The sequence below is a fragment of the Flindersiella endophytica genome (assembly GCF_054779015.1).
In genome coordinates this window covers 86,487-108,532 of the sequence record NZ_BAAGYY010000013.1, presented here as the reverse complement: position 1 = coordinate 108,532, position 22,046 = coordinate 86,487, and the positions used below count along the sequence as shown (strand labels likewise).

General features: G+C 67.9%; 18 protein-coding genes and 1 tRNA gene. 10 read left to right on the top strand and 9 right to left on the bottom strand.

Annotation, left to right across the window (positions count from 1 at the left end; translation table 11 throughout):
• Positions 1-5: 5 nt before the first annotated feature.
• The 3 genes from ACYVF6_RS12740 to ACYVF6_RS12730 are packed head-to-tail and all read right to left on the bottom strand — an operon-like array spanning position 6 to position 3,195.
• Positions 6-845 (bottom strand): carbohydrate ABC transporter permease, encoded by an 840-nt coding sequence (locus ACYVF6_RS12740; protein WP_460520554.1) that lies wholly within the window; start codon positions 843-845, stop codon positions 6-8.
• Positions 842-1,789 carry a carbohydrate ABC transporter permease gene (locus tag ACYVF6_RS12735; RefSeq protein ID WP_460521626.1) on the bottom strand — a complete coding sequence of 316 codons (948 nt, stop codon included), beginning with the start codon at positions 1,787-1,789 and terminating at the stop codon, positions 842-844. Before ACYVF6_RS12735 ends, ACYVF6_RS12740 begins: the two co-directional genes overlap by 4 nt.
• A gap of 2 nt (positions 1,790-1,791) precedes the next feature.
• A complete protein-coding gene (locus ACYVF6_RS12730; protein WP_460520552.1) occupies positions 1,792-3,195 on the bottom strand; it encodes a type 2 periplasmic-binding domain-containing protein in 1,404 nt (467 codons plus the stop codon).
• Positions 3,196-3,477: 282 nt separating this feature from the next.
• On the opposite strand from ACYVF6_RS12730, the gene ACYVF6_RS12725 reads away from it, so the two are divergent.
• Complete coding sequence (locus ACYVF6_RS12725; RefSeq protein WP_460520550.1) at positions 3,478-4,239, top strand: IclR family transcriptional regulator; 762 nt, start codon at positions 3,478-3,480, stop codon at positions 4,237-4,239.
• A 21-nt stretch (positions 4,240-4,260) separates the two neighbouring features.
• Here the strand turns inward: ACYVF6_RS12725 and ACYVF6_RS12720 are convergent, their stop codons facing one another.
• Together ACYVF6_RS12720 and ACYVF6_RS12715 are read right to left on the bottom strand one after the other, a co-directional pair.
• On the bottom strand, positions 4,261-5,415 hold the full coding sequence (locus tag ACYVF6_RS12720; protein ID WP_460520548.1) for a winged helix-turn-helix domain-containing protein: 1,155 nt from the start codon (positions 5,413-5,415) through the stop codon (positions 4,261-4,263).
• Positions 5,416-5,443: 28 nt separating this feature from the next.
• Positions 5,444-6,331, bottom strand: coding sequence for a sulfotransferase domain-containing protein (locus ACYVF6_RS12715; RefSeq protein ID WP_460520546.1), 888 nt, complete (start codon positions 6,329-6,331; stop codon positions 5,444-5,446).
• Between the two features lie 186 nt (positions 6,332-6,517).
• On the opposite strand from ACYVF6_RS12715, the gene ACYVF6_RS12710 reads away from it, so the two are divergent.
• Positions 6,518-7,729: an aminotransferase class I/II-fold pyridoxal phosphate-dependent enzyme gene (locus ACYVF6_RS12710; protein WP_460520544.1), complete on the top strand. Its 1,212-nt coding sequence runs from the start codon at positions 6,518-6,520 to the stop codon at positions 7,727-7,729.
• A gap of 165 nt (positions 7,730-7,894) precedes the next feature.
• Positions 7,895-10,093, top strand: coding sequence for a HelD family protein (locus ACYVF6_RS12705; RefSeq protein WP_460520542.1), 2,199 nt, complete (start codon positions 7,895-7,897; stop codon positions 10,091-10,093).
• Positions 10,094-10,131: 38 nt separating this feature from the next.
• On the opposite strand, the gene ACYVF6_RS12700 is transcribed toward ACYVF6_RS12705, so the two are convergent.
• Positions 10,132-11,760 (bottom strand): FAD-binding oxidoreductase, encoded by a 1,629-nt coding sequence (locus ACYVF6_RS12700; protein ID WP_460520539.1) that lies wholly within the window; start codon positions 11,758-11,760, stop codon positions 10,132-10,134.
• Positions 11,761-12,127: 367 nt separating this feature from the next.
• On the opposite strand from ACYVF6_RS12700, the gene ACYVF6_RS12695 reads away from it, so the two are divergent.
• Complete coding sequence (locus ACYVF6_RS12695; RefSeq protein ID WP_460520537.1) at positions 12,128-14,917, top strand: AAA domain-containing protein; 2,790 nt, start codon at positions 12,128-12,130, stop codon at positions 14,915-14,917.
• Positions 14,918-15,617: 700 nt separating this feature from the next.
• Here the strand turns inward: ACYVF6_RS12695 and ACYVF6_RS12690 are convergent.
• Positions 15,618-15,896 (bottom strand): hypothetical protein, encoded by a 279-nt coding sequence (locus ACYVF6_RS12690; protein WP_460520535.1) that lies wholly within the window; start codon positions 15,894-15,896, stop codon positions 15,618-15,620.
• A gap of 375 nt (positions 15,897-16,271) precedes the next feature.
• Here ACYVF6_RS12690 and ACYVF6_RS12685 point away from each other — a divergent pair, with 375 nt between their 5' ends.
• From ACYVF6_RS12685 to ACYVF6_RS12665, 5 genes are all read left to right on the top strand, one after another.
• Positions 16,272-16,490, top strand: a complete 219-nt coding sequence (locus tag ACYVF6_RS12685) for a three-helix bundle dimerization domain-containing protein (protein ID WP_460520533.1) — start codon at positions 16,272-16,274, stop codon at positions 16,488-16,490.
• 104 nt (positions 16,491-16,594) lie between these two features.
• A tRNA-Leu gene (locus ACYVF6_RS12680) sits at positions 16,595-16,678 on the top strand.
• Positions 16,679-17,297: 619 nt separating this feature from the next.
• Entirely contained in the window at positions 17,298-17,657 is a 360-nt protein-coding gene (locus tag ACYVF6_RS12675; RefSeq protein ID WP_460521624.1) for a DNA glycosylase AlkZ-like family protein, read from the top strand.
• Positions 17,654-18,115 (top strand): MarR family winged helix-turn-helix transcriptional regulator, encoded by a 462-nt coding sequence (locus ACYVF6_RS12670; RefSeq protein ID WP_460520531.1) that lies wholly within the window; start codon positions 17,654-17,656, stop codon positions 18,113-18,115. The genes ACYVF6_RS12675 and ACYVF6_RS12670 overlap by 4 nt, the downstream gene beginning before the upstream one ends.
• A gap of 1 nt (position 18,116) precedes the next feature.
• Positions 18,117-18,644 (top strand): hypothetical protein, encoded by a 528-nt coding sequence (locus ACYVF6_RS12665; protein WP_460520529.1) that lies wholly within the window; start codon positions 18,117-18,119, stop codon positions 18,642-18,644.
• Positions 18,645-18,654: 10 nt separating this feature from the next.
• Here the strand turns inward: ACYVF6_RS12665 and ACYVF6_RS12660 are convergent, their stop codons facing one another.
• Both ACYVF6_RS12660 and ACYVF6_RS12655 read right to left on the bottom strand, forming a co-directional pair.
• Positions 18,655-19,914: a multidrug effflux MFS transporter gene (locus ACYVF6_RS12660; RefSeq protein ID WP_460520527.1), complete on the bottom strand. Its 1,260-nt coding sequence runs from the start codon at positions 19,912-19,914 to the stop codon at positions 18,655-18,657.
• Positions 19,914-20,939, bottom strand: coding sequence for a zinc-dependent alcohol dehydrogenase family protein (locus ACYVF6_RS12655; RefSeq protein ID WP_460520525.1), 1,026 nt, complete (start codon positions 20,937-20,939; stop codon positions 19,914-19,916). Before ACYVF6_RS12655 ends, ACYVF6_RS12660 begins: the two co-directional genes overlap by 1 nt.
• A 173-nt stretch (positions 20,940-21,112) precedes the next feature.
• Between ACYVF6_RS12655 and ACYVF6_RS12650 the strand changes: the two genes are divergently transcribed.
• Entirely contained in the window at positions 21,113-22,000 is an 888-nt protein-coding gene (locus tag ACYVF6_RS12650; RefSeq protein WP_460520523.1) for a helix-turn-helix transcriptional regulator, read from the top strand.
• The last annotated feature ends 46 nt before the right edge of the window (positions 22,001-22,046 follow it).

The following is a 22,046-nucleotide window of genomic DNA, read 5'->3' as shown; positions in this document are numbered from 1 at the left end:
GCTACTTACTTGATTCCGGTCAGCGAGATGCCGCGCGTGAAGTACTTCTGCGCGGCGACGAACACCACGACGGTGGGGATGATCGCCAGCGTCGCGCCGGCCATCAGCGGTCCGTACTGCGTCGCGTCCTGGGTCTGGAAGAAGGCCAGGCCCACCGGAACGGTGAACTTGTCGAGGTCGCTGAGGTAGACCAGCGGGCCGAAGAAGTCGTTCCACACGTTGACGAACGTCAGCACGCCGAGCGTGGCGAGCGCGGGCTTCGACAGCGGCAGGATGATGCTGGCGAAGATGCGGAAGTGGCCGGCACCGTCGACCAGCGCCGCCTCGTCGTACTCCTTGGGGATCGACAGGAAGAACTGACGCAGCAGGAACGTCCCGAACGTGTTGGCGACGATCGGCGGGATGATCAGCGGGAAGTGGGTGTTGATCAGTCCCAGGTGGACGTAGGCGGAGTAGAGCGGCAGCACCATCAGCATTTCCGGGATCATCAGCGAGCCCAGCAGCACGCCGAACGCGAGGTCGCGGCCGCGGAACTCCAGCCGGGCGAAGCCGTACGCCGCGAGTGCGCACACCAGCAGCCGGCCGATGATGACCAGGATCGTGATGTAGGCGCTGTTGCCGAGGAACCGTCCGAACGGCAGGATGCCGTTGTTGATCAGGTAGGCGTAGTTCTCCAGTGTGAACGGGTCGGGAACCAGTCTTGGTGGCAGGCTGATCACGTCGCTGGGTTGCTTGAACGAGCTCGAGACCATCCACAGGAACGGGCCGATCGCGATCGCCGCCATGATGACGCAACCGGCGTACGTCGCCGTCGCCGCCGAGATCTTGCGCGTGCGGGCGCTCACTGGTAGAACACCCACCTTCGCGACATGCGGTTCTGCAGCCAGGTGATGGAGGCGAGCACGACGAACAGCACGATCGCCAGCGCCGAGGCGTAGCCCATCTTGCGCAACGTGAACGCCTCGTACCACAGGTGGTAGATGTAGACGTAGGTTCCGTCGGCCGGGCCGCCCTGCGTCATCACGAGGATCAGGCCGAACACCTGGAACGAGCCGATCGTCTGCAGGATCAGCAGCAGGAAGATGGTCGGTGTCAGGAACGGCAGCGTGACGTGACGAAACCTCGCCAGCCTTCCGGCGCCGTCGAGAGTCGCCGCTTCGATCAGCGTCTCGGGCACGTTCTGCAGGGCCGCGAGCATGATGATCATCGTGAAGCCCATGTTGGCCCACACCGCGGTGACGATGACGGCGGCCATCGCCCAGGCTCGTTCGCCCAGCCAGTGCGGGCCCGTGATGCCGGCACCGTCGAGCAGCGCGTTGACCACGCCGTACTGGTCGCTGAACACCCAGCGGGCGACGATGCCGACCGCGACGAGCGACGTCACGTACGGCAGGAAGATCAGCGCGCGGAACACCGGCATGCCGGGCAACCGGTTGTTGACCAGCAGGGCCAGCAGGGTGCCGATGACGATTCCGCCGGGCACGAAGCCGGCCGTGTAGATCAGCGTGTTCACCAGGCTGCGGGTGAACAGCGGGTCGGCCCCGCTCACCATGTCGCCGTAGTTGTCCAGGCCCACGAAGTCGGGAGCGGTCAGTCCGTTCCAGTTGGCGAAGCTGGTGACGAGCGTGGGGAGGACCGGAATCACGTTGAACAGCAGCGTCCCCAGCACCACCGGGCCGATGAACAGCCAGCCTCGCAGATGGCGCCGGTTCCGCTGCCGTTGCCGCGTCCGGTGCTCGTCCGTACCGGCCTGCCGGCCGGTGCCGGCGGGCGCGGTGAGCGAGGGCATGGTCACTTGATCACCTTGGTGTCGGGGTCGGTGAGCGATCCGCCCTTCTCCAGCAGCTCCTTGCCTTTGCCGATGTTCCAGGCCCGCTTGGCGATCTCGGCGTTCACCTGGTCGCGGCCGTGCTTGATGTACTGGTCGGTGGGAAGCTTGCCACTCATCAGGCCGTTGGCGTTGACGCCGTTGACGAACGCGTCCGCCAGCGCGGTGCCGATCGGGCCGCGGGGGAACGGGATGTCGATCGGCTTTCCCTCGATCTCGTCCAGCGTTTCGGACCAGATCTTCGGCGTCTCCGGGTAAGGGTGGTCGGTGAACGCCTTGCTCTGGGCGGTTTCGGTGTAAGCCGGCACGGCGAACCGCGACTTGGCCAGCACCTCGGAGGCGGCCTTGCCGGACAGGGCCTTGAGCGCGAGGTAGGCGGCCTCGGGGTCCTTGGCGGTCTTGGGGATCACCCAGGTGCGAGCGTAGTTCTTGGTCATCGCGTACAGCGGCGTCTTCGGCCACGGCATGATGTCCCACTCGATGTCGTCGCTGATCTGGGCGGCGATGTCCATGCCCTGCCACGCCATCGCGACCTTGCCCGCGTTGAAGAGCGGGAGCACGTCGACGTCGACGGTCGGCGCGAATCCCTCCCGGATGTAGGCGACCTGCTTGTCGATCGCCTCGAGCGTCTCCGGCTTGGCATAGCCGCACTCGGTCTGGTCCTCGGAAAGCGCGGTGTCGCCGGCACCGTAGGCCGTCGGCTGGATCGTGTTGACCGCGAACTGCAGGCCGTAGACCTCGGTCTTGTCTCCGTTCTTCTTGGTGAGCGCGCGGACGGCGGCGTCGAACTCGTCCCAGCTCCAGGCGTCGGCCCACGACGTCGGTGCCTCCAGGCCGGCTGCTGCGAACAGTTTCTTGTTGTAGTACAGGACGTTCGCGCTCACAGCCGGTGTGATCGAGAACTGGTAGCCCTCGACCGCGACCCGGGTGGGAAACGTGGGGCTGTACTTCTTCAGGTCGAACCCGATCTTCGGATCGAGCATCATCTTGTCGAGCTGGAGGATCTTGCCGCTCGTCGCCAGGTCGTAGACGCGGTCGTCGTCGATGCGCTGGATGTCGGCGGTGGTGCCGGACGCGAACTGCAACATCACGGCCGGCCAGTCGTCGCCGGGAGCCGGCTTCCAGATGATCTTGATCTTCAGGTCGTCGAGGCTCTCGGCCTGGGCCGCGGCGATCATGTCCTTGAAGAGCTTCTGCGTGGTGGGATCACCGATCGAACTGAAGGTGACCGCCGTGAACCCTTTGGGTGCCCCCTCCGAACTCGAGCCGCAAGCGGCCAGCGATCCAGTTCCGAGCGCGCCGGCGCCGGCCAGCGCCAGGCCACCTCGGAGGAGTTTTCTGCGGGGGAACCGTATGCCAGATTGCATGCCTGACGTCCTCACCACCGCTCGTCGGCCGGGAGCGCCGGAGCGCGGATTTCATCATCGTGGAAGTTGGATGTCGGTATTTGGAGGCTAAACCTGGGTGTGATAGATGGCAAGGACCGGTTCCGGTCGCCTGCGCAGACCGGTCCGGTGCTTGGAAGGGCTGCCGGTCCGGCTACTCGGCCGCTCTTGGGTGGGCCGGTCGCGACACGCCGACGGCCCGCCGAGTCCTTCCGCCAAGTGGAGTTATGATTTCGAGCCCGATCGAGAGCGAAGGGTGGGAGGATGGGCCAGCCGAAGTCGTCGGGGGGCGTGCAGTCGGTGGAGCGGGCGTTCGGCCTGCTGGAGTTGCTGGCCGAGAACGGTCACCAGTCGCTGACCGACCTGTCTGCCGCGATCGACCTTCCGGTGCCGACCACGCACCGGTTCTTGAAGACCCTGGTCGGCTTGGGCTATGTACGCCAGCTGCGCAACCGGCAGTACGGCCTGGGCCTGGGCCTGGTTCGGCTGGCGGGCCGGGTCGACGCCCAGTTCGCGCCGATCGCGCGACCGCATCTGGAGAAGCTGGCCCAGGAGATCGGCGAGTCGGCCAACCTCGCGGTGCTGGAAGGCAACATGATCGTCTACGTCGCACACGTGCCGTCACAGCACGCGATGCGCATGTTCACCGAGGTGGGCCATCGCGCCTACACCCACTCCACGGGAGTCGGCAAGGCGATCCTGGCGCAGCTGGAGTCGGAACAGGTGAGCCGCATCCTGGAGCGTGCGGGTATGCCGCCGGGCACCCGGCGTACGATCACCGATCCGGCGAAGCTGGGAACCGAGCTGAAGAAGATCCGCCGCCAGGGCTATGCGGTCGACAGCGGGGAACAGGAGGAGGGCGTCTCCTGCTACGCCGTGCCGGTTCCCGACCTCCCGGTCTCGATGGCACTGTCGGTCTCCGGCCCGACGTTCCGGATGACCAAGGAGCTGGGCCGCCGGGCCGTTCCGCTGCTGCACGCCGAGGCCGCGGCGCTGAGTCAAGAGCTGCTTGGCGAGTCGGTGTAGCGCGTGGGCCCGGCGGTCTCGTCAGGTCTTCGCGAGCTGGAAGCGTTCGAAGCGTTCGAGCTCGGCCTCGATCGGTCGCTGGTGGTCGCGTTCGTTGCCGCGGCCGACCCAGGTCCACTGCTGGATCTGCAACTCTCCCTGGTCGCGATCGGCCTTGAGGTCGATCGCCGCCACGACCTCGTCGCCGACGAGCACGGGAAGCGCGAAGTAGCCGAACCGCCGCTTGGCCTTGGGTACGTACGCCTCGAAGAGATGGTCGTAGCCGAAGAACAGCGACAGCCGCTTGCGCAGGATGATCAACGGATCGAACGGCGACAGGATGTGCACCAGCGGGTCCACGGGCTCCGGGATCGCGTCGAGCGTGGCCGGCTCTGCCCAGTGCTGGGTCTTGCCGGCGCCTTCGACGGCTACCGGGACGAGTTGCTTGCGGCGGACTCTGGCGTCTACCAGCGCGCGGATGGCTGCCTTCGTCTCGCCGCGCTGGTTGTGGCAGACCGAATCGATGCTCACCACGCCCTGCGCTCGTAGCGCCCGGTCGAGGAGATAGGCGTGCACCTGTCGCTCCGTCGCCGCCCGCGGTGGCTTGTCCCAGCCGAAGTGGCGGGCGGTGAGCTCGTACGTCTTGACGATGCCGTCTCGTTCACTGACCGTGACGTGACCGCGATAGAACGCCACCTGCAAGGCAGCCTTGGACGGTTTGCGGCTCGCCCACAGGTGGACCTTCTCGACGAGCACGTCGTCCTTGATGTCGCGGATGGTCAGCGCGCCGTCGTCCCGGATCAGCCTGAGCACGCGACGCACGTCGGCTTCGGTGACCGAGCCGAACCACTGCGGGATCTCACCGTTGCGCTGCCGCTTCATGTGCGGGACGAAGAAGCCGAAGTCCTGGGTCGGCACGTAGGACAGCGCGTGCGTCCAGTACTCGAAGACGTTCTTGTCGATCGCCTGCGCGTTGTGCAGGTGAGCGCGCTCGTAGGCCGGGATGCGGCTCCACAGGATGTGGTGGTGGCAGCGTTCGACCACGTTGATCGTGTCGATCTGCACGTAGCCCAGCTGCTCCACGGCCGCCCGGACGGCGTGGTCGCCGCTGCCGAACGGCTCGCGAACGTCGAGCCGCTGCGCGTGCATCCACACCCGCCTCGCCTCGGCGACGCTGAGGGCGATCGGAGCGGGCATCGCAGCATAATAACGGCTGGCTGGCGCGCTATCGATGCAGCCAGGCCAGCAGATCGGCCGGGGCGAGCCCTCGAACGCGTGCTTGATAGCCGGTCAGCTCGCCGTCGGTCAGCACCTCACGGCCCGCTCCCGACCTGCCGCGGCGGAAGAAGGCGGCGTTGTCCTTCAGAACACCGTCCCGGTTGGGGACGAGCTCGCCGGCGCGGCACTTCATGTCGTCGAAGCTCGCGGCCCGGACCAGGCTCGGCCAGACCTGCTCCTGCACGTCGATGCCGAGCCGGCCGGCGATCCAGCGCATCTGGCCGTCGAGGTCGGACGACAGGTCGGCGTAGTGCACCAGCAGCACGTTGGGCTCGTCCCTGCGCGCCCAGGCGTCGGACAGGTGCCACATGACGCCGGGCAGGGAGTCCATCGACTCGCGAGGATCCGCGTCCGACTCGATCCAGTCCACCAGCCAGTCCCGCAGTGCCGGCCGCGGCTTGGCAGGCGTTGTGGGCGGGGGCGCGCCGGTGAGCTCGCTGAGACGTTCGTGGTCGATGTTGCCGATCTGGTGGTAGAGCGAGACCGCCAGATCGAGCGGATGGCGGGCGACCACGACGTAGGTCGCGCGTGGATCGAGAGGGATTCCGTCCAGTGGCGTGTGGGTCTTGACGAACCGGCGATGCCGCTGCGCGGCGAGGTGGGACTGGACGTCCTCCCGCGGAGTCGCGAGATGGTCCAGCCAGGGGGACAGCTCAGCCAGCGGGCGAGGCAGCCGCGGCGAGCCGAAGACGAGCAGGGCACAGATCATCTGCATCCAGGTCGTCCCACTCTTCGACCTGGTACTGATCACGATGTCGCCGCGACGGAATCCGAATCCGACCCAGCGTCCACTGTCCTCGTCGCAGGACACGTACCGATACGGCAGCTCGGGCATCGGCGCAGCGTAGCGCTCTCATGGCACTGAGCGCCGCGGCCATCCCCACGCGCCCCTGGCCAGGAGCGAGGTGTCAGCCGCCGCGCGGCTGTCACGTTCCCCGTCAGCGATGTGAACGCCGCGCCAGCGGTACGCCATCGCCACGTGCCAATCTGCCGCTGAGCCCAGAGGGGGGAGCAGCAGCCGATGGACCTGTTCGAGAAGTTCACCGCCAAGGCGGACGACCCGATCACCGCGTTGTCGCGCGAGATCCACGGCGTGGGCACGTTTCCGAAGCTCACGGGCAACATCGGCAGCCGCATGCGCCATCACGGCAAGCGGATGCTGGTCTGGAGCCTCAACAACTACCTCGGCCTGGCCAACCACCCCGAGGTCAGGGCGGCCGACGCCGAGGGTGCGGCCCGCTGGGGACTCGCCGCTCCGATGGGCTCGCGGATGCTGACCGGCGAGACCGACGAGCTCGAAGCGCTGGAAGCCGAGCTCGCGGACTACTCCCGTAAGCCGGCGGCCCTGTTCCTCAACTACGGCTACCAGGGCATGGTCTCGCTGATCGACTCCCTCGCCGGCCGGCACGACTGGGTCGTCTACGACTCCGAGTCGCACGCGTGCATCATCGACGGCGTTCGGCTCCAGCGGGGCCGCGCGAGATCGTTCCCGCACAACGACATCGAACGGCTCGACGCCGTGCTCGCCAGGATCGAGTCGGCACGAGGAGCCGACGAGGGCGTACTCGTGGTGACCGAGGGCGTCTTCGGGATGTCGGGGGAGCAGGGCCGGATCGCCGACATCGTCGCGCTGAAGGAGAAGTACGACTTCCGGCTGCTCGTGGACGACGCGCACGGGTTCGGCGTCCTCGGCCCGGACGGCGGCGGCATCGGCGAGGAACAGCGCGTCCAGGCCGGAATCGACCTGTACTTCGGTACGTTCGCCAAGGCCGGCGCGAGCATCGGCGCGTTCGTGGCCTCCGAGCCGGACGTGATCTGGAGCCTGCGGTATTCGCTGAGATCGCAGATCTTCGCCAAGAGCATGCCGTGGCCGATCGTGGCGGGTAACCGGGTGCGGCTGAGGTTGATCCGTACCCGTCCGGAGCTGCGCAAGCAGGCGTGGACCGTGGCCGAGCACCTGCAGTCCGGCCTACGTGACGGTGGATTCGAGATCGGGAACCCGGCCAGCCTGATCACGCCGGTGTATCTGCCGATGACCCCGGCCGAGGGTAACGACCTGGTGCGAGCGCTGCGGGAGGAGTACGGCGTGTTCTGCTCGGTCGTCACCTATCCGGTCGTGCCGCAGGGCATCGTCCAGCTGCGGTTGATCTCGACCGCCGACCACGACATGGCCGACGTGGCTCCTACGCTGGAGGCTATCCGCCTCGCCACCGCCGGCGCGACCCGCGCGTAAATCAGTTTCGCCTCGCGATCGTCGCTGGTAGCGTGATCGGTTTCGTCCTGCGGCAGTAGTGCCGGAGAGTAGGGACCGAACCGAGCCGGACGGGCGACAGCGCCGGAGCGGGGGCCCGCGCCCACTGCTGACGAGCATCCTGATTTCAGCCACTGGAGGCTTGTGATGTCGCCTGCGCGGCCTACCACGATCAGCACTGGAAACTCCGGTTCCGGGGACGCCGACCCGGCGGAACCCGACGCGGAACTGTCGGCGGAGCGGGCACACCTGGAGGCCGCCCGCGCCGCCCTGAAGCTCATGTACGCCGATGTCGTCGACACCGATACGCCGACCATCGTCAACTCCGACACCGACAGCTACTGGGACAACAAGTTCTACCGGTGGACCCGCGAGCACCGCGCGGAAGTTCTGCTGGACCAGCCGCGAATCCCCTTGTTCTTCGGGCGATTGGACTACGAGCCCGGCGCGTTGTTCGACCTGCCCGAGGCCGGCGCCGACCGGATCTACATCGGCCGGCGGCACGTCCGCGAGCCTGACGGCACGCCGCTGGTGATCGACTGGCGGGCGCCGGTCGCCGTACCCTTCTACCGAGCCGGCCCGGCGGATCCGCAGCGCGTGCTGATGCGCCGCCGGCACGGCTACTCCCTCGAGCCCGGGCCGAGCGGCTACGTCGAGCTCACGGCCTACGAGGACGAGCAGGTCAGCGGCGCGATCGACATCGCCCGGGCCGAAATGTCCGAGCTGGTCGCGGCGGAGATCGAGCGGCCGAGGTCCGGGCCGATGCGCGACATCGTGGCGACCATCCAACCCGAGCAGGACGTGCTCGTACGCGCGTCGCTCGACACCACGATCTGCGTCCAGGGGGCGCCGGGCACCGGAAAGACCGCGGTCGGCCTACACCGGGTCGCCTACCTGCTCTACGCCGAGCGCACGCGACTGGCCCGCGACGGTGGAGTGGCGATCGTCGGGCCGAACCGCTCGTTCCTGCAGTACATCCGGCACGTCCTGCCGGCACTCGGCGAGGTCTTCGTTCAGCAGTTGACGTTCTCCGACCTGCTCCAGCTGGCGTTCCCGGAGCACCCGCGAGCCGCCGGCTCCGAGCCGGCCGAGACGGCAACGCTGAAAGGCGATCCGCGGATGGCGACCGTGCTGCGCAACGCGCTGTGGTCGGGCACCGGAGTTCGTGACGAGATCGAGAGCCTCGTCTACAGCAAGGGCGCCAACCGTTATCGCGTGCCGGAGTTCGAGGTACGCGAGATCGTCCAGGGCGTGGTCGACACCGCGACGCGCTACGCCTCCGGGCGTACGGCGGTGGCGCAGCGGCTTGCCCACGCCGTGCTGCTGCGGATGGAACGACGCGGCGAGAGCCCTGACGACCGCACCCAGAATGCCGTCGCTCGTTCGACGCCTGTCAAGCGGATCTTGGCGAAGGTCTGGCCCCAACAGACGCCGGAGCAGGTGCTGTTCCGCCTGCTGTCGGACGCCGGATCCCTCGCCGCGGCCGCCGGTGACCTGCTGACGGCGGAGGAGCAGGCGGCGCTGCTGCGGGCCAAGCCGGGTCGTTCGGTCAAATCCGCCCAGTGGACCGAGGCCGACCTGGTGTTGCTGGACGAGTTGCGCGAGCTGCTGGAGAGCGCTCCTCGCCGCGGTCACCTGGTGGTGGACGAGGCGCAGGACATGTCGGCGATGCAGCTGCGGGCGCTGGGCCGGCGCTGCCGTACGGCCACCGTGCTGGGCGACCTCGCGCAGGCCACGACGCCACACGCCACCTCGTCGTGGGATGCCGTCCTCGAGCACCTGGGCGCCGGCCGCGACGCCGAACTGGTGGAGCTGACGCGGGGGTTCCGCGTGCCGGCCGTGGTCATCGACTACGCGGCCAGGCTCCTGCCTCTCCTGCAGCCGGACCTGGCGATGCCCGTCAGCCTGCGGCGGGCGGAGGGCGCGTTGCGTATCACTCCTGTGCCGGGTGCGGAGGTGACCGCGGACGATGTGGCGCGAGCGTGTCTCGAGCTCGACGCGGACGGCGGGAACACCGGCTCGATCGGCGTGATCGCGGCCGACGGTCAGATCGAGGCGTTGTTCGACGGGCTGAGCGCCTCTACGTTGCTTGAAGCGCTCGCCGGGCGGGGGCTCACGCCAGGGATGCTCGGCCGCACGGACGACGTACTCGAGCACTTCCGGCTGGTCTGCGTACCCGCCTCGCTGGCGAAGGGGCTGGAGTTCGACAGCGTGGTGACCGTCGAGCCCAGCCGCATCGTCGCCGCCGAGCCGCGTGGGCTGAACCGGCTGTACGTCGTGCTCACCCGGGCCGTCTCCGCCCTCACCGTGCTCCACGCGGATCCGGTGCCGCCGGCGCTGGCCTGACGCCGGCGGCACCGGCGTCCTCGGTGTCCGCAGCGTCCTCAGCGTTCGGGCGGCTCGATCGCGAGGGCGTGCCGGAAGACGTTACGCGGATCCCAGTCGGCCTTGACTCGTTGGAGGCGTGGGTAGTTGTCCTTGTAGTAAAGGGTGTGCGCGGGCACGCCCGAGGAGTTCCAGGTCGGGTCGGCCAGGTCGGCGTCCGGGTAGTTGATGTACGAGCCGTCGTTGACCTCACCGGGTACGGGCACGCCGCCGGTGCCGGCGTAGACGTCGTGGTAGAAGGCACGTACCCACGCGAGGTTGGCATCGTCGTCGTCCTCCTCGCGCCAGATCGTCTGGTAGACCGCCTTCATGATGACGTCCCGCTGGGCGACCGCGGTGGCTCCGGGCGGGACCGCGCGGACCTGGCCGCCGTAGCCGATGAGGAGCATGCCGGCGCCTGGTCCGCCGGTGTCGTTCCTCAAGTTGCGGTAGACCGCTGCGAGCTGTGCTTCGGTGAGCGAGCGGCGGAAGTAGCCGGCCTTGATCTTGTATCGCCTTGTGAGTATGTCGCCTGGCTCGCCGGTGCCCGGCCAGGTCAGCGGGTGCAGCCACGGCATCGCCTGCTGGACGTCGAGTATCGGCGTGAGATCGGCGCCGGCGGTCACCGCGTCGACGAACTCGCTCACCATCCGTTCGGCGCCGGCGAGATCCGCGTCGATCTGTACGGCCAGCATGACGGTCCCACCGGCGCGATGGGATGGCTGGAGGATGCCGTACAGCGCTGTGTGCGGATCGCCGGGTGCGCTGTGGCGCTCGTGCCAGGTGCCGAAGTTGCGGAGCAGGCCGGTGAGGGCCTGCTCGGTCATTCCGTCCCAGGACCACAGAACGACGCGCTCGAGCATCCGCCGCGGCGAGGGCGGCAGCAGCTTGGCCGGGTCGGAACCGGTGGCATCGGGGGAGCGGAGCCAGTAGCGGGTGACGACGCCGAAGTTGCCACCGCCACCACCGGTGTGCGCCCACCACAACTCGCGGTTCGGATCGTCCGGCTCGCGGGTGGCGATGACGGCTCTGGTCTTGCCGTGGCGGTCGACCACCACGACCTCCACGCCGTACAGGTGGTCCACGACGGAGCCGTACCGCCTGGACAGCGTGCCGTAGCCGCCACCCGCGAAGTGCCCGCCGGCGCCGACCTCCGGACAACCCCCGGCGGGAATCGTCACGCCCCAGCGAGTCAGCAGCGTGCGATAGACGTGGCCCAGCGTGGCGCCGGGCTGCACCGCGAACGCCTTGTGGCCGGCGTCGTACTCGACCGCGTTCATCGGCGAGAGATCCAGCAACATCCGTACGGCCGGGTCCGCGGTGAAGTTCTCGAAGCAGTGCCCCCCGCTCCGCGCCGCCACCCGGCGACCCGTGCGTACGGCGTCGTCGACCGCTCGCACCACCTCCTCAGTCGACGACACGACGCGGATCTCGTCCGGCCTGCCGGCGAACCGGAAGTTGTTGCCGCGCAACAGATTGTCGTAACGCACGTCGCCCGGCCGGATCGCCACGGCGCCGGCTGCCGGGCGTCCCTCTGCCGCGGCCCGCTCGGCGTGGCCCGTGCCGGCCGCGGCAGCGCCGACCCCGGCCGCGGCCGCACCCGCTAGCAAACCTCGACGGCTCAGGCTGCCGCCATTCTGTTCTGACATGTCGCCCCACTCTCGATCCCGGTTCGGAGATCGCCAGCTTGCCGCTGCGGCGGGGGAGCGCACATCGTCCGATATCCCTAATCGACGGCTGATCTCCGCCATCGTCCGAACGGAGGACCCCACCCCCGATCGGACGACTTGCGTTATCCCGCGTGTAGTCGGCTGGTCCAGCACACAGGCGGTTTCATGTCGTCGGCGCCGCGCTGTCTGGAGGCGCATGCGACGAGATCTTGGGTGACGGGTTGATGCTGAGCTGATCTACCGCAGGGGCTCGGGCGTTGTTCGAAACGCTCTTTCCCAAACGCGCCTCGCACCCTCGACTAACCTTTCATCATTGGGGGTCCGGCTGAGATCGAGGGGGAGCGTCATGATCGACCCGCGCTGCGAAGCCATCGTCATCCGGCCCAAGGAGCCCGGGAGCGCCCATGTGGAGAAGACGGCTTCGGTTCTCTCGTACAGATCGGACGCGAACACCACGTATGTCAAGTATCGCGGAGGCAGGGAATACCCGTACGCCCGCTGGCGGGTCGCGATCGTGAAGACGTTGGAGCGTGTCGACCTCTCCGGCTGCCGGGTGGAGGTGCGCGGCACGTTGTGGCACAGCGTTCCGGAGGCGTACCGCTTCCAGGTCGACGGTGCCGTCTGGTGGAGGTTCTTCTTCCGGCCAGGCGGGAGCGAGGAGGCATACGGAACATACTCGGCATCAGACGTCAGCGTCATCGAGGACGCAGCAAAACGTCAGCGGGGATCGAGCATTCTTGCGTACTGGCGAAGTCTGGTGGCGCAGCTGTCCGCCGAGGACGATCCTCTTCGGAAGCTCTACGCGAATCTCGGCTTCGTTCATCCAGACTGCGCCCTGAGCCGTTACCTCAGCGCCGAGCCCATCACCACGTCGGAATGGAACGCGCCGCTGATCTTCCCGTTCTCGTGCAACCTCAGCCAACGCGAGGCCGTCGAGAAGGCGTTGCGACACCCGATATCGGTGATAGATGGACCACCAGGTACAGGAAAGACACAGACCATCCTGAACCTGATCGCGAACATCATCGTTTCCTCGGAGTCGACAGTTGGTGTCGTTTCTTTCAACAACGCCGCGGTCGACAACGTTGGCGAGAAGCTGACCAACGAACGCTTCGGCTACGTCGTAGCGAATCTGGGACGCTTGGAGAAGCAGCGCGAGTTCTTCGGAAAGCAGTCCGCCAGGAACATCGACGTTCAGGCCCTCGTCGCGGGTCCCGCTGTGGCCCGGCCGCCGTCGGAGCAGATCGCGGAGCTCGACCGGAGCCTGCGCACGCAGCAGGTGACCCAGCGCGAGCTCGCGTGGCATCATGAGGAGCTCGATGCCTATCGGCTGGAGCTCCAGCACTTCACTCGGTATGTCGAGCGGCAGGACCTTCCAGAGCTGGAGAAACTCCCTCTGCTGCGGCGATCGGCCGACCGGATTCTCGACTATCTCGCCGAAACCGAGCTCGGCGATGCCGGTGGCAGGCCGATCCGTGGCCTCTTCCGCCGCGTCAGGGGCTACTTCAGATATGGGCCGACCGGTGCGATTGATCCAAGCGACACCGAGGTCATCCTGCGGCTCCAACGGGCGTACTACGAGCGGAAGATCAGCGAGCTCGAGAAGCAGATCAGGGAGCACGAGGCCGCGCTCCAGCGGACGAACTTCCACGCCAGGGCCGGTGAGCACAGAGATCTCTCGATCCAGACCCTTCGGGCTGGCCTCCGGCATCGCTATGCACAACTGAGCCGAGTCGAGTACACGCAGGAGTCGTTCCGTGGACAGTTCAGAACGTTCGTCCACGATTATCCGGTGATCCTGAGCACCTGTCACTCGCTCCGGCGCAGCCTCGCCGGCACCTTCCTGCTCGACTACCTGATCATCGACGTGGCATCTCAGGTCGATCTGCTCACCGCCGCGCTGGCACTCGCCTGCGCTCGTAACGTCGTCGTGGTAGGCGATCTTCGTCAGATCCAGCACATCCCGGACGAGTCGGCTTGTGCTCGCGTCGAGCCTGCACCGATGCGCGCGTACGACTATGCGCAGCACAACATTCTGTCTTCTCTGATCGAACTGTATGGCGAAACTCTCCCGAGGACGATGCTTCGCGAGCATTATCGTTGCGACCCGGCGATCATCGGGTTCTGCAACAAGAAGTTCTATGACGGGAATCTCATACCTTTCACACACCCGAATCCGACCGAACGACCGTTGACAGTGGTGCGCACTGTGAAGGGCAATCACATGCGCCAGCACCGCGGGGGAGGACGTACGAACCAACGCGAGATCGATGTCATCGTCGACGAGGTCGTGCCGCAGGAGTGCAAGGGAATCCCTTGGGCGCAGATCGGAGTCACCACGCCGTACCGGCGGCAGGCGGACAAGGTGGCCGATGCTCTGATCGAAAGCATCCAAGCCGAGACGGTGCACAAGTTCCAGGGCCGCGAGAAGCAGGCCATCGTCATGACCACGGTGCTCGACGAGACGTGGCGTGGCACGGTCGGCATGCAGTTCGTCGACGATCCGCATCTGGTGAATGTCGCGGTCTCGCGAGCGGCGAAGAAATTCGTGCTTGTCACAAACTACGATCTGCTGTCCAAGAGCCGTCATCTCCGCGACCTGATCGGCTACATCCAGTACCACAATCCTGACCAGGAGGTCGTTGACAGCAGGATCGTCTCGGTCTTCGACCTGCTCTACCGCGATTACTCGGAACGGCTGAAACCACTCGCGGCCCGGCTGAAGGGGGAGCTGAGGTATCGGTCGGAGGACATCATCTGGACCGTGCTGCACGGCATGTTCACCGAACCGGCCTACAGCGATCTCTATGCCGTCAGCCAGGTGCTGCTCCACAGCCTGATAACCGATCCGAGCGGTCTCACTCCGGAACAACTCAGGTACGTCGGAAACCGCGCGTCGGTGGATTTCGTCGTCTACAACCGTGTCACGAACGCCCTCGTCCAGGTCATCGAAGTCGACGGTTTCGCCTACCACGAGAACGACCCAAGGCAACTGGCCCGCGACGCGCTCAAGGACATGATCTGCGAGACCTGCCGGATTCCGCTTCTGCGTCTTCCCACGACCGGGAGTCGCGAGGTGGCACGCATCCGGCAAGCACTCGATCGTCGGCTCAACGAAGCCGGCCGACCTAGCTGACCTGGCTCGGAGCCGGGAGCAGCCAGGCGGCAGTGAGGAGGACGACGGCGGCAGTGAGCACCCAGGCCGCCGGGTTGTCGCGGTTGAGGTAGGGCAGGCCGAGGATCCAGTGCGCGTCGCCGTCGTGTTGCTCGACCCGGGCCGGGCAGGATCGTCGGTGGTGGCGGGGAGCCGATGCCCGGACTGGCCGAGGCGGATCACGACTGCGATCAGGATGGCTGCGGTGGCTACCGGTGGGAGCACGGCCGCGACGTACCAGAGTGCGCCCGGGCGAACCACCTCCCACATCCGCAGGGCGAGCAGCAGCAGGCTGACCGCCACGCCGCGGCCAGCAGGAGTACGCAACGCGCCATCGCCGCGGCGTACCGGCGGTACTGGCCGGCCGACCCCGCCGGTGCTGAGCAGCGCGACCGTCAGCAGCAGTTGCAGGCCCAGATTGCGAACGCGGACCACTGTCGTGTCGCTGAGGGCAGGGTTGGGCGCACCGATCCGCCCGGTCGCGGGACTGGTCGGCGAGCGCCGGATATCTCGCGACGCCCACCGCTGTCGTCCCCACCGTGACCGCGATCGCCGGCGTCGCCCAGGCCCGCGGATACGGCGGCGGTGAGGTTGGCAACGAGGTGTCGGTCACGACGGCCTGCCGGACGCCCTCGTGCCACCGTTCGGCCCGCTTGGCGGCCTGCATGGTCCGCCCGGGTGTTCACGTACAGCACGAGCCAGGCGACCAACGGTGCAAGCAGCGCTGCGGCCGGCACGGCCCGGGCCGTAGCAGCCGGGCGAGCGCCACCAGCAGGGCCGCGACCGCAGGCATGGAAGTCAGCAGGCCACGCCGGTAGAGGACGTTCGCCCGGCGTACGGCCGGCGCGTCGACCTGTGCCGTGGGCACCGGTACGCCGAACGGCACGGTCGGCCGGGCCAACCGCGGCAGGAGGAGGAACATGGCGGTGATCCCGGCGACGATCAAGAGAACGATCAGCATGACCGGTGGTCCTGAGGGCCATGACTGGCTCCAGAAACTCAAGACAAGCCGCGGGCAGCGGTCGATGACCTCGGCCTCGGATATGCCGTGAGCCATCGCCTCCGCGAGCAGGGTCCTCGCCCGGCCCGGCCAGCACTCGGCCACGCGGTCCTGCGGCGGACCAGCCCTCGGATCGCGAACGATCACCGCGCCTGACCTGCGGTTGAGCCGCAACAGGCCTTCGGCGCTGGTCGTACGCCTAGTTCACGGCGTGGAAGTTGATGCGGGGGCCAGGATCATTTGCGGATGGGTGGTGCGGACGTTTCTCCGCTCGTCCCGGTGGAACGGGGAGCGAGTACGCGAGTCCGTCGTACCGAGCGATCCGAAAGGTGAAGAATGTCGTCGGACAGGACGGGAATCCATCCGCCAGACCAAGCCATCGACCACGTGATCGACACCTTGGCGGACCGATTCCCCGAGGACCGCGCAACCGTATCGGCGATCGTCCACCGCATCCACAACGAGCTCCGCGCCCAAGCCGCGATCGACACCCATCTGCTCCCGTTGACCCAACACCAAGCCACCGACGAGCTCCGCGCCCGCCACCGCCGCTGACCCAACCGGGGCGCAGGTCGGGCGAACGCCGAGCCCGATCACACCCCTGCCGAGGGCCTGCTAGAGTAGTCGCCGCACCCCAACGGAGCGTTGGTGTGTGCCCTGTCCGGGTGGCGGAATTGGTAGACGCGCTAGCTTGAGGTGCTAGTGCCCGCAAGGGCATAGGGGTTCAAGTCCCCTCTCGGACACCCAAGTGTGGGACACCTCCCACGGAATGGTGTGCGTGTTCAAGCGCACTCTGACACCTCTCTCACGCTCGATGGAGCCGCCGTTCGGCGTTCCTCCTCGTCTGCCCGGACGAGGAGGCGGTTCGTATGAATACCGCTTCCCCGCTGCTGATCCCCTGCCGTACGCCTGACCCGCAGGCTGGCTGATGACGCACCATCCACGATCAGCGGAACGCCCGAGGGCCGTCTTCCGCTGCCTTCGACGCCCAGGCCGGTGGTTCGTCGTTAACGGTCGGGGTGGCCACGGTGGATGATCGTGGTCGGATCGCGGATCGGTCCGTGCTGGGGGCCTTGGGCTGGTCGCCGGGCCTTCGGGTGGACGTCCGGGGTCCGTGCCGGGCTGCTCCTGGCGACCGCGAGTCCAGACGGTGCGGCTCACCTGACCGGCCGTGGTCATCTCCACCTGCCTGCCGGTCTGCGGTACCGCTGCCGGGTCCGTGCTCGTGACCGGGTGCTGCTGGCCGCCGAACCAGTCGATGGGTTGCTGGTGGTGTATCCGCCGGCCGCCATTGAAGCGATGCTGTCGGGTTTCCGGGCTTACCTGCTGGGCGGTGAGGACGAGTGACCGCTCAGCCGAGCACTGCTGTCCGTCATAGCGAGCTGGAGGCCGCCAGGCTGCTGCTGGATCGGGCGGGCCTGGCGCCCGAAGACCTTCTGGGCGTGGCACTGGCGCGCCCACCAGCGCCGACTTTCGCGGAGTATGTCCCGGTCGTGCGTCTTGGTCGACGGCCGCGTCGCCGCGACCTGGAACGTCGAGGACGGCACGGTGATCGTCAACCCGCTGCGCCGTTTCTCCTGGGCTGACCGCAGCGCCGTCGGCGAACAGGCGCGGGAGCTCGCCTCGTTCCTCTCCGACAACGGCAGCCAGCGCGTCGGGATCGCCGCGTCCCCGCGCTGGTTGACAGGCTGCCACATATCGTTAATATCTTTAACGTTATGAACGATAACGAATCATGGGGTGACGGCCCTCCTGAACCGCTCCGTCGCTCGACCGGGTTCCTGCTGGCATGGGTGGCAGCCGGCAGCAGTGAGCACTACGCCCGGGCGCTGGCATCGGTCGGGCTCAAGGCCCACCACGTGGGTGTGCTGACTCTGCTCCAGGATCGGCCGATGCCGCAGTCGCGGCTCAGCGAGCGACTGGGCATCTTCAAGCCGGTCATGGTGGCGGTCCTGCGAGACCTGGAAGAGCAAGGCCTGGTTCAACGGCAGCCGCATCCCACCGACCGGCGCGCACGGATCGTCGGCCTGCTGCCCGCCGGCCGCCGCCGCCTCGAGGTCGTCGAAAGGGCCAACAAACGGGCCACCGACGAGTTCTTCTCCCCGCTCACCCGGCAGGAGCGCCTGACGTTCCACGACCTGCTCGCCAAGCTGGCCGGCCACACCACCACCGAGGAATGACGTGCGATCTTCGCTGCAACTCAAGCTGACCCTGGCCGCGGTGCTCGGGATGGCTTACTGGCTGTTCGGCAACCTCTATGAGGCGGTGGTCTTCTCCCCGAACTGGGTCCACGACAGCCCAGCCCAGTTCACCAGGCTGCACGAGTTCTTCTCCGTCACCACTGCCACCGTGTACTTCGTCCCACTCACGCTGCTGGCCCTGGCGCTGGTGTGGCTGCTGTGGTGGCGCAATCGCGACCGTGACCTTGCCGCGGATCATCGGCACGCAGGCATCGTCGCCATCGCCCTGGCCGCGCTGAATGTCTACATCGTGTCGATGGTCATCCCGAAAATGTTCGGCGCAGACGCGCTCGCGCATCCGGACAACCTCAACGCCGCGGCCTGGCAATGGAACATCCTCAACGTCGTACGCATGCTGCTCACCGCGATGACGGCCTATTACCTGTTCCGCGCCTTCCGGAAGCTGGATCGCCGGATCGGCAGCCCTCGCCCACGGCCTGCCGCCGGCGAACCCCAGGACGAACGCTGACCGTCTCCGCTCAGCGAGCCTTGGGCCTGGCGAGCACCAGGAGGCCCAGGATGGACACGGCGGCCCCGGCCACCATGAGGAGCGCCATCGGGACGGCGGTCGTGGCGCCGCCGAGGCCGGCGATCGGCGGGATGACGCCCGCAGCCACCCATTGGACGCAGCCGAGCAACGCCGATCCCGTGCCCGGGTGATCGGGGACCTGGGCCGAGGCGAGTGCACCGGCGTTGGGGATCATGAGCCCTTGCGCGGTCATCAGGACGAAGAAGCAGACGATGGCCAGCAGCCGTGGGGTGTCGAACGCGGCCGCGCCGATCAGCATCGCCGTGCCCGCGGCCAGCGCGGCTCCCTGTCCGATCAGGATGAGCTTGCGCGTGGACACTCTCCCGGCAAGCCGGGCCGCCACGAGGGCGGCCAGCGTCATGCCCGCGGCGTTGGCGGCGAAGTCGACGGAGTACGCCACCGGCGTCATGCCGTTCATCGACTGCAGCACGAACGCCGACGTCGCGACGTAGGCGAACAGGGCGCCCATCGCCGAGCCGGCGACCACCAGGTAGCCGACGTAGCTTCGTTCGCCGAGTACGTGCCGGCCGGCCCGGGCGAGGGCCCGCAGGCCCCCGCCGCGCCGCCGGTCAGGGGGCAGCGACTCCGGTACCGCCAGCAGTACGGCCAGTGCCATCGCGGCGCCGAGGGCGGCGACGGCCCAGAACGACACCCGCCAGTGGGACAGCTGGAGGATCACCGCGCCCAGAAGCGGGCCGAGGATCGGGGCGATGCCTCCGACAGCGGCGATCGTGTTGAGGACCCGGACGAGCCGGGCACCGGTGGCGAGATCGACGATCACGGCACGGCCGATCACCATCGCCCATCCGCCGCTGAAGCCCTGGGCGAACCGCGCGACCGTCATCACCGTGATCGAGGGCGCCAGAGCGCACACGACCGACGCGGCGGTCATCAGGAGGATGGCCAGGAGCAGCAGCCGTCGCCGGCCACACTGGTCGGAGACCGGGCCGCCGACGAGCTGCCCGAGAGCCATGCCGACGAAGAACGTGGTCAGGGTCAGCTGGACCTGAGTAGCGCCGGCCGACAGGTCCCCGGCGACCTGGGGGAAGGCCGGTACGTACATGTCGGTGGCCAGCGGAGCGATCGCGGTCAGGAACACCACGGTGGCCACCAGCGCGGTCGTCAACCGTGGCCGGCCGGGGCCGGCCGCCTCGGAGGTCGCCGGTGTTGCGGGAGTGAGTGAGCGGGTGGATGGGCGGGCAACGGTCATCAGGGCCGCAGGAGGGCTTTGATCGCGCGGCGTTCGTCCATCGCCCGGTAGCCCTCGGCGGCCTCGTCGAGCGGCAGTTCGAGGTCGAACACCTTGCCCGGGTCGATCTGGCGGTTCCAGATCAGCTCCATCAGTTCGGGCAGGAACCGGCGTACGGGCGCGGGCCCGCCGTGCACGTGCACGTGGGTCATGAAGATGTCGTCGCCGCGGAGTACGACGTCGTGCAGGACGCCGACGAAGCCGACGTGACCGCCCGGGCGGGTGGCGTCGACGGCCTGCATCATCGACTCTTGCGTGCCCACGGCCTCGACCACCGAGTCGGCGCCGATCCCGCCGGTCAGTTCCCTGATCCTGGCCGCTCCCGCTTCGCCGCGTTCCTCCACGATGTCGGTCGCGCCGAACTCGACGGCCAGCTGCTGCCGAGGCTCGTGGCGGCTCATGGCGATGACGCGCTCGGCCCCGAGTTGCCTGGCGGCCAGGACGGCGAGCAGCCCGACGGCGCCGTCACCCACGACCGCGACGGTCTTGCCGGGTCCGACCTCGGCCGCGACCGCGCCGAACCAGCCCGTGCCCAGCACGTCGGAGGCGGCCAGGAAGCTGGGCACCAGGTCGTCGGCGGGCACGTCCGGTGTGGCGACCAGGGTGCCGTCGGCCAGCGGCACTCGCATGCGCTGGGCCTGTGCGGCACCTGTCGTGCCCAGTACTTCCCGGTGCAGGCAGGACGTCTGGTATCCCGCCCGGCAGATCTCGCAGGTGTTGTCGGAGGCGAAGAACGAGCCGACCACGAACTGGCCCGGGCGGATCGCGCTTACGTCGGGACCGACCTCCTCGACGATGCCGGCGTACTCGTGCCCCATGTGAAGCGGCTCGGTCACCTCGTCGGCGCCTCGGTAGGGCCACAGGTCCGAGCCGCAGACGCACGTGGCCGACAGGCGGATGATCGCGTCGGTGGGCTTCAGGATCCGCGGCTCGGCCACGTCCTCGACACGGACGTCGCCGGGTGCGTGCATGACGACACCACGCATGAAAGGTCTCCTCCAGGAAGCTGGTTCAGATCGATCGGCTGGCACGCATGCCGGCCGGAGGCCAGGGGCCACGGATCAAGAGAACCTCGTGGGCCGGCGGTGGGGGAGTCTCTGTTGAAGGGTGTACCGGCAGTACATCCCGCACCTCGGGGAATGCTCGTACCGTGGATGCCATGGACAACCGCGCCGAGGTCCGAGAGTTCCTGACCACCCGGCGGGCCAAGGTCACGCCGCGAGCCGCCGGCCTGCCTGAGGCCGGCAAGCGCCGCGTGCCCGGGCTGCGCCGCGGCGAGGTCGCGGCTCTGGCCGGTGTGAGCATCGAGTACTACTCCAAGCTCGAACGCGGATCCCTCGTTGGCGTCTCGGCCTCCGTGCTGGACGCCATCGCCCGCGCGCTGCAGCTGGACGACGCCGAACGCACCCACCTGTACCACCTCGCCCAGGCGGCCAACGGCAGCAGCGGTCTGGCCCAGCCACGCCGCCGGACCACGAAACGTTGGACGCCCCACCTCAGCCTGCAATGGGTGCTTGACACCATCACCGGCGGACCCGCGATCGTACGCAACGGCCGCATGGACCTGCTGGCCGCCAACCACCTCGGCCGGGCCATGCACTCCGCGCTCTACGACAGAGAACCGGCGAGCTACCCCAACTTCGCCCGTTATACCTTCCTCGACGAGGATTCCCACCGTTTCTATCCCGACTGGGACACCGCCGCCGACACCTGTGTGCAGATCCTGCGCACCGAAGCCGGCCGCGATCCCCACGACAAGACGCTCCACGATCTCGTCGGCGAACTGTCCACCCGCAGCCCGGAGTTCCGGCAGCACTGGAGCGCCCACGACGTCCGCCTGCACGGCGCGGGAACCAAGAGCTTCCATCACGAAGCCGTCGGCGATCTGGTGCTGGCCTACGAAAGCGTCGACATGATCTCCGATCCCGGCCTCACCCTCACCATCTACGCGGCCGAGCCGGCCTCACCGACCGCTGACGCGCTCACACTCCTCGCCTCCTGGGCAGCCACCAGCCTCGCCCGCGAACACACCAGCGACCGGCCCTGACTCCGCACGGCCGCAGACGGGGCATGTACGCGGTGGCGTACAGCGT

Coding starts and splice junctions, on each gene's coding strand:
- ACYVF6_RS12735 (WP_460521626.1), bottom strand. CDS start 1,789: ATGCCCTCGCTCACCGCGCCCGCCGGCACCGGCCGGCAGGCCGGTACG.
- ACYVF6_RS12730 (WP_460520552.1), bottom strand. CDS start 3,195: ATGCAATCTGGCATACGGTTCCCCCGCAGAAAACTCCTCCGAGGTGGC.
- ACYVF6_RS12725 (WP_460520550.1), top strand. CDS start 3,478: ATGGGCCAGCCGAAGTCGTCGGGGGGCGTGCAGTCGGTGGAGCGGGCG.
- ACYVF6_RS12720 (WP_460520548.1), bottom strand. CDS start 5,415: ATGCCCGCTCCGATCGCCCTCAGCGTCGCCGAGGCGAGGCGGGTGTGG.
- ACYVF6_RS12715 (WP_460520546.1), bottom strand. CDS start 6,331: ATGCCCGAGCTGCCGTATCGGTACGTGTCCTGCGACGAGGACAGTGGA.
- ACYVF6_RS12710 (WP_460520544.1), top strand. CDS start 6,518: ATGGACCTGTTCGAGAAGTTCACCGCCAAGGCGGACGACCCGATCACC.
- ACYVF6_RS12705 (WP_460520542.1), top strand. CDS start 7,895: ATGTCGCCTGCGCGGCCTACCACGATCAGCACTGGAAACTCCGGTTCC.
- ACYVF6_RS12700 (WP_460520539.1), bottom strand. CDS start 11,760: ATGTCAGAACAGAATGGCGGCAGCCTGAGCCGTCGAGGTTTGCTAGCG.
- ACYVF6_RS12695 (WP_460520537.1), top strand. CDS start 12,128: ATGATCGACCCGCGCTGCGAAGCCATCGTCATCCGGCCCAAGGAGCCC.
- ACYVF6_RS12690 (WP_460520535.1), bottom strand. CDS start 15,896: ATGCTGATCGTTCTCTTGATCGTCGCCGGGATCACCGCCATGTTCCTC.
- ACYVF6_RS12685 (WP_460520533.1), top strand. CDS start 16,272: ATGTCGTCGGACAGGACGGGAATCCATCCGCCAGACCAAGCCATCGAC.
- ACYVF6_RS12670 (WP_460520531.1), top strand. CDS start 17,654: ATGAACGATAACGAATCATGGGGTGACGGCCCTCCTGAACCGCTCCGT.
- ACYVF6_RS12660 (WP_460520527.1), bottom strand. CDS start 19,914: ATGACCGTTGCCCGCCCATCCACCCGCTCACTCACTCCCGCAACACCG.
- ACYVF6_RS12655 (WP_460520525.1), bottom strand. CDS start 20,939: ATGCGTGGTGTCGTCATGCACGCACCCGGCGACGTCCGTGTCGAGGAC.
- ACYVF6_RS12650 (WP_460520523.1), top strand. CDS start 21,113: ATGGACAACCGCGCCGAGGTCCGAGAGTTCCTGACCACCCGGCGGGCC.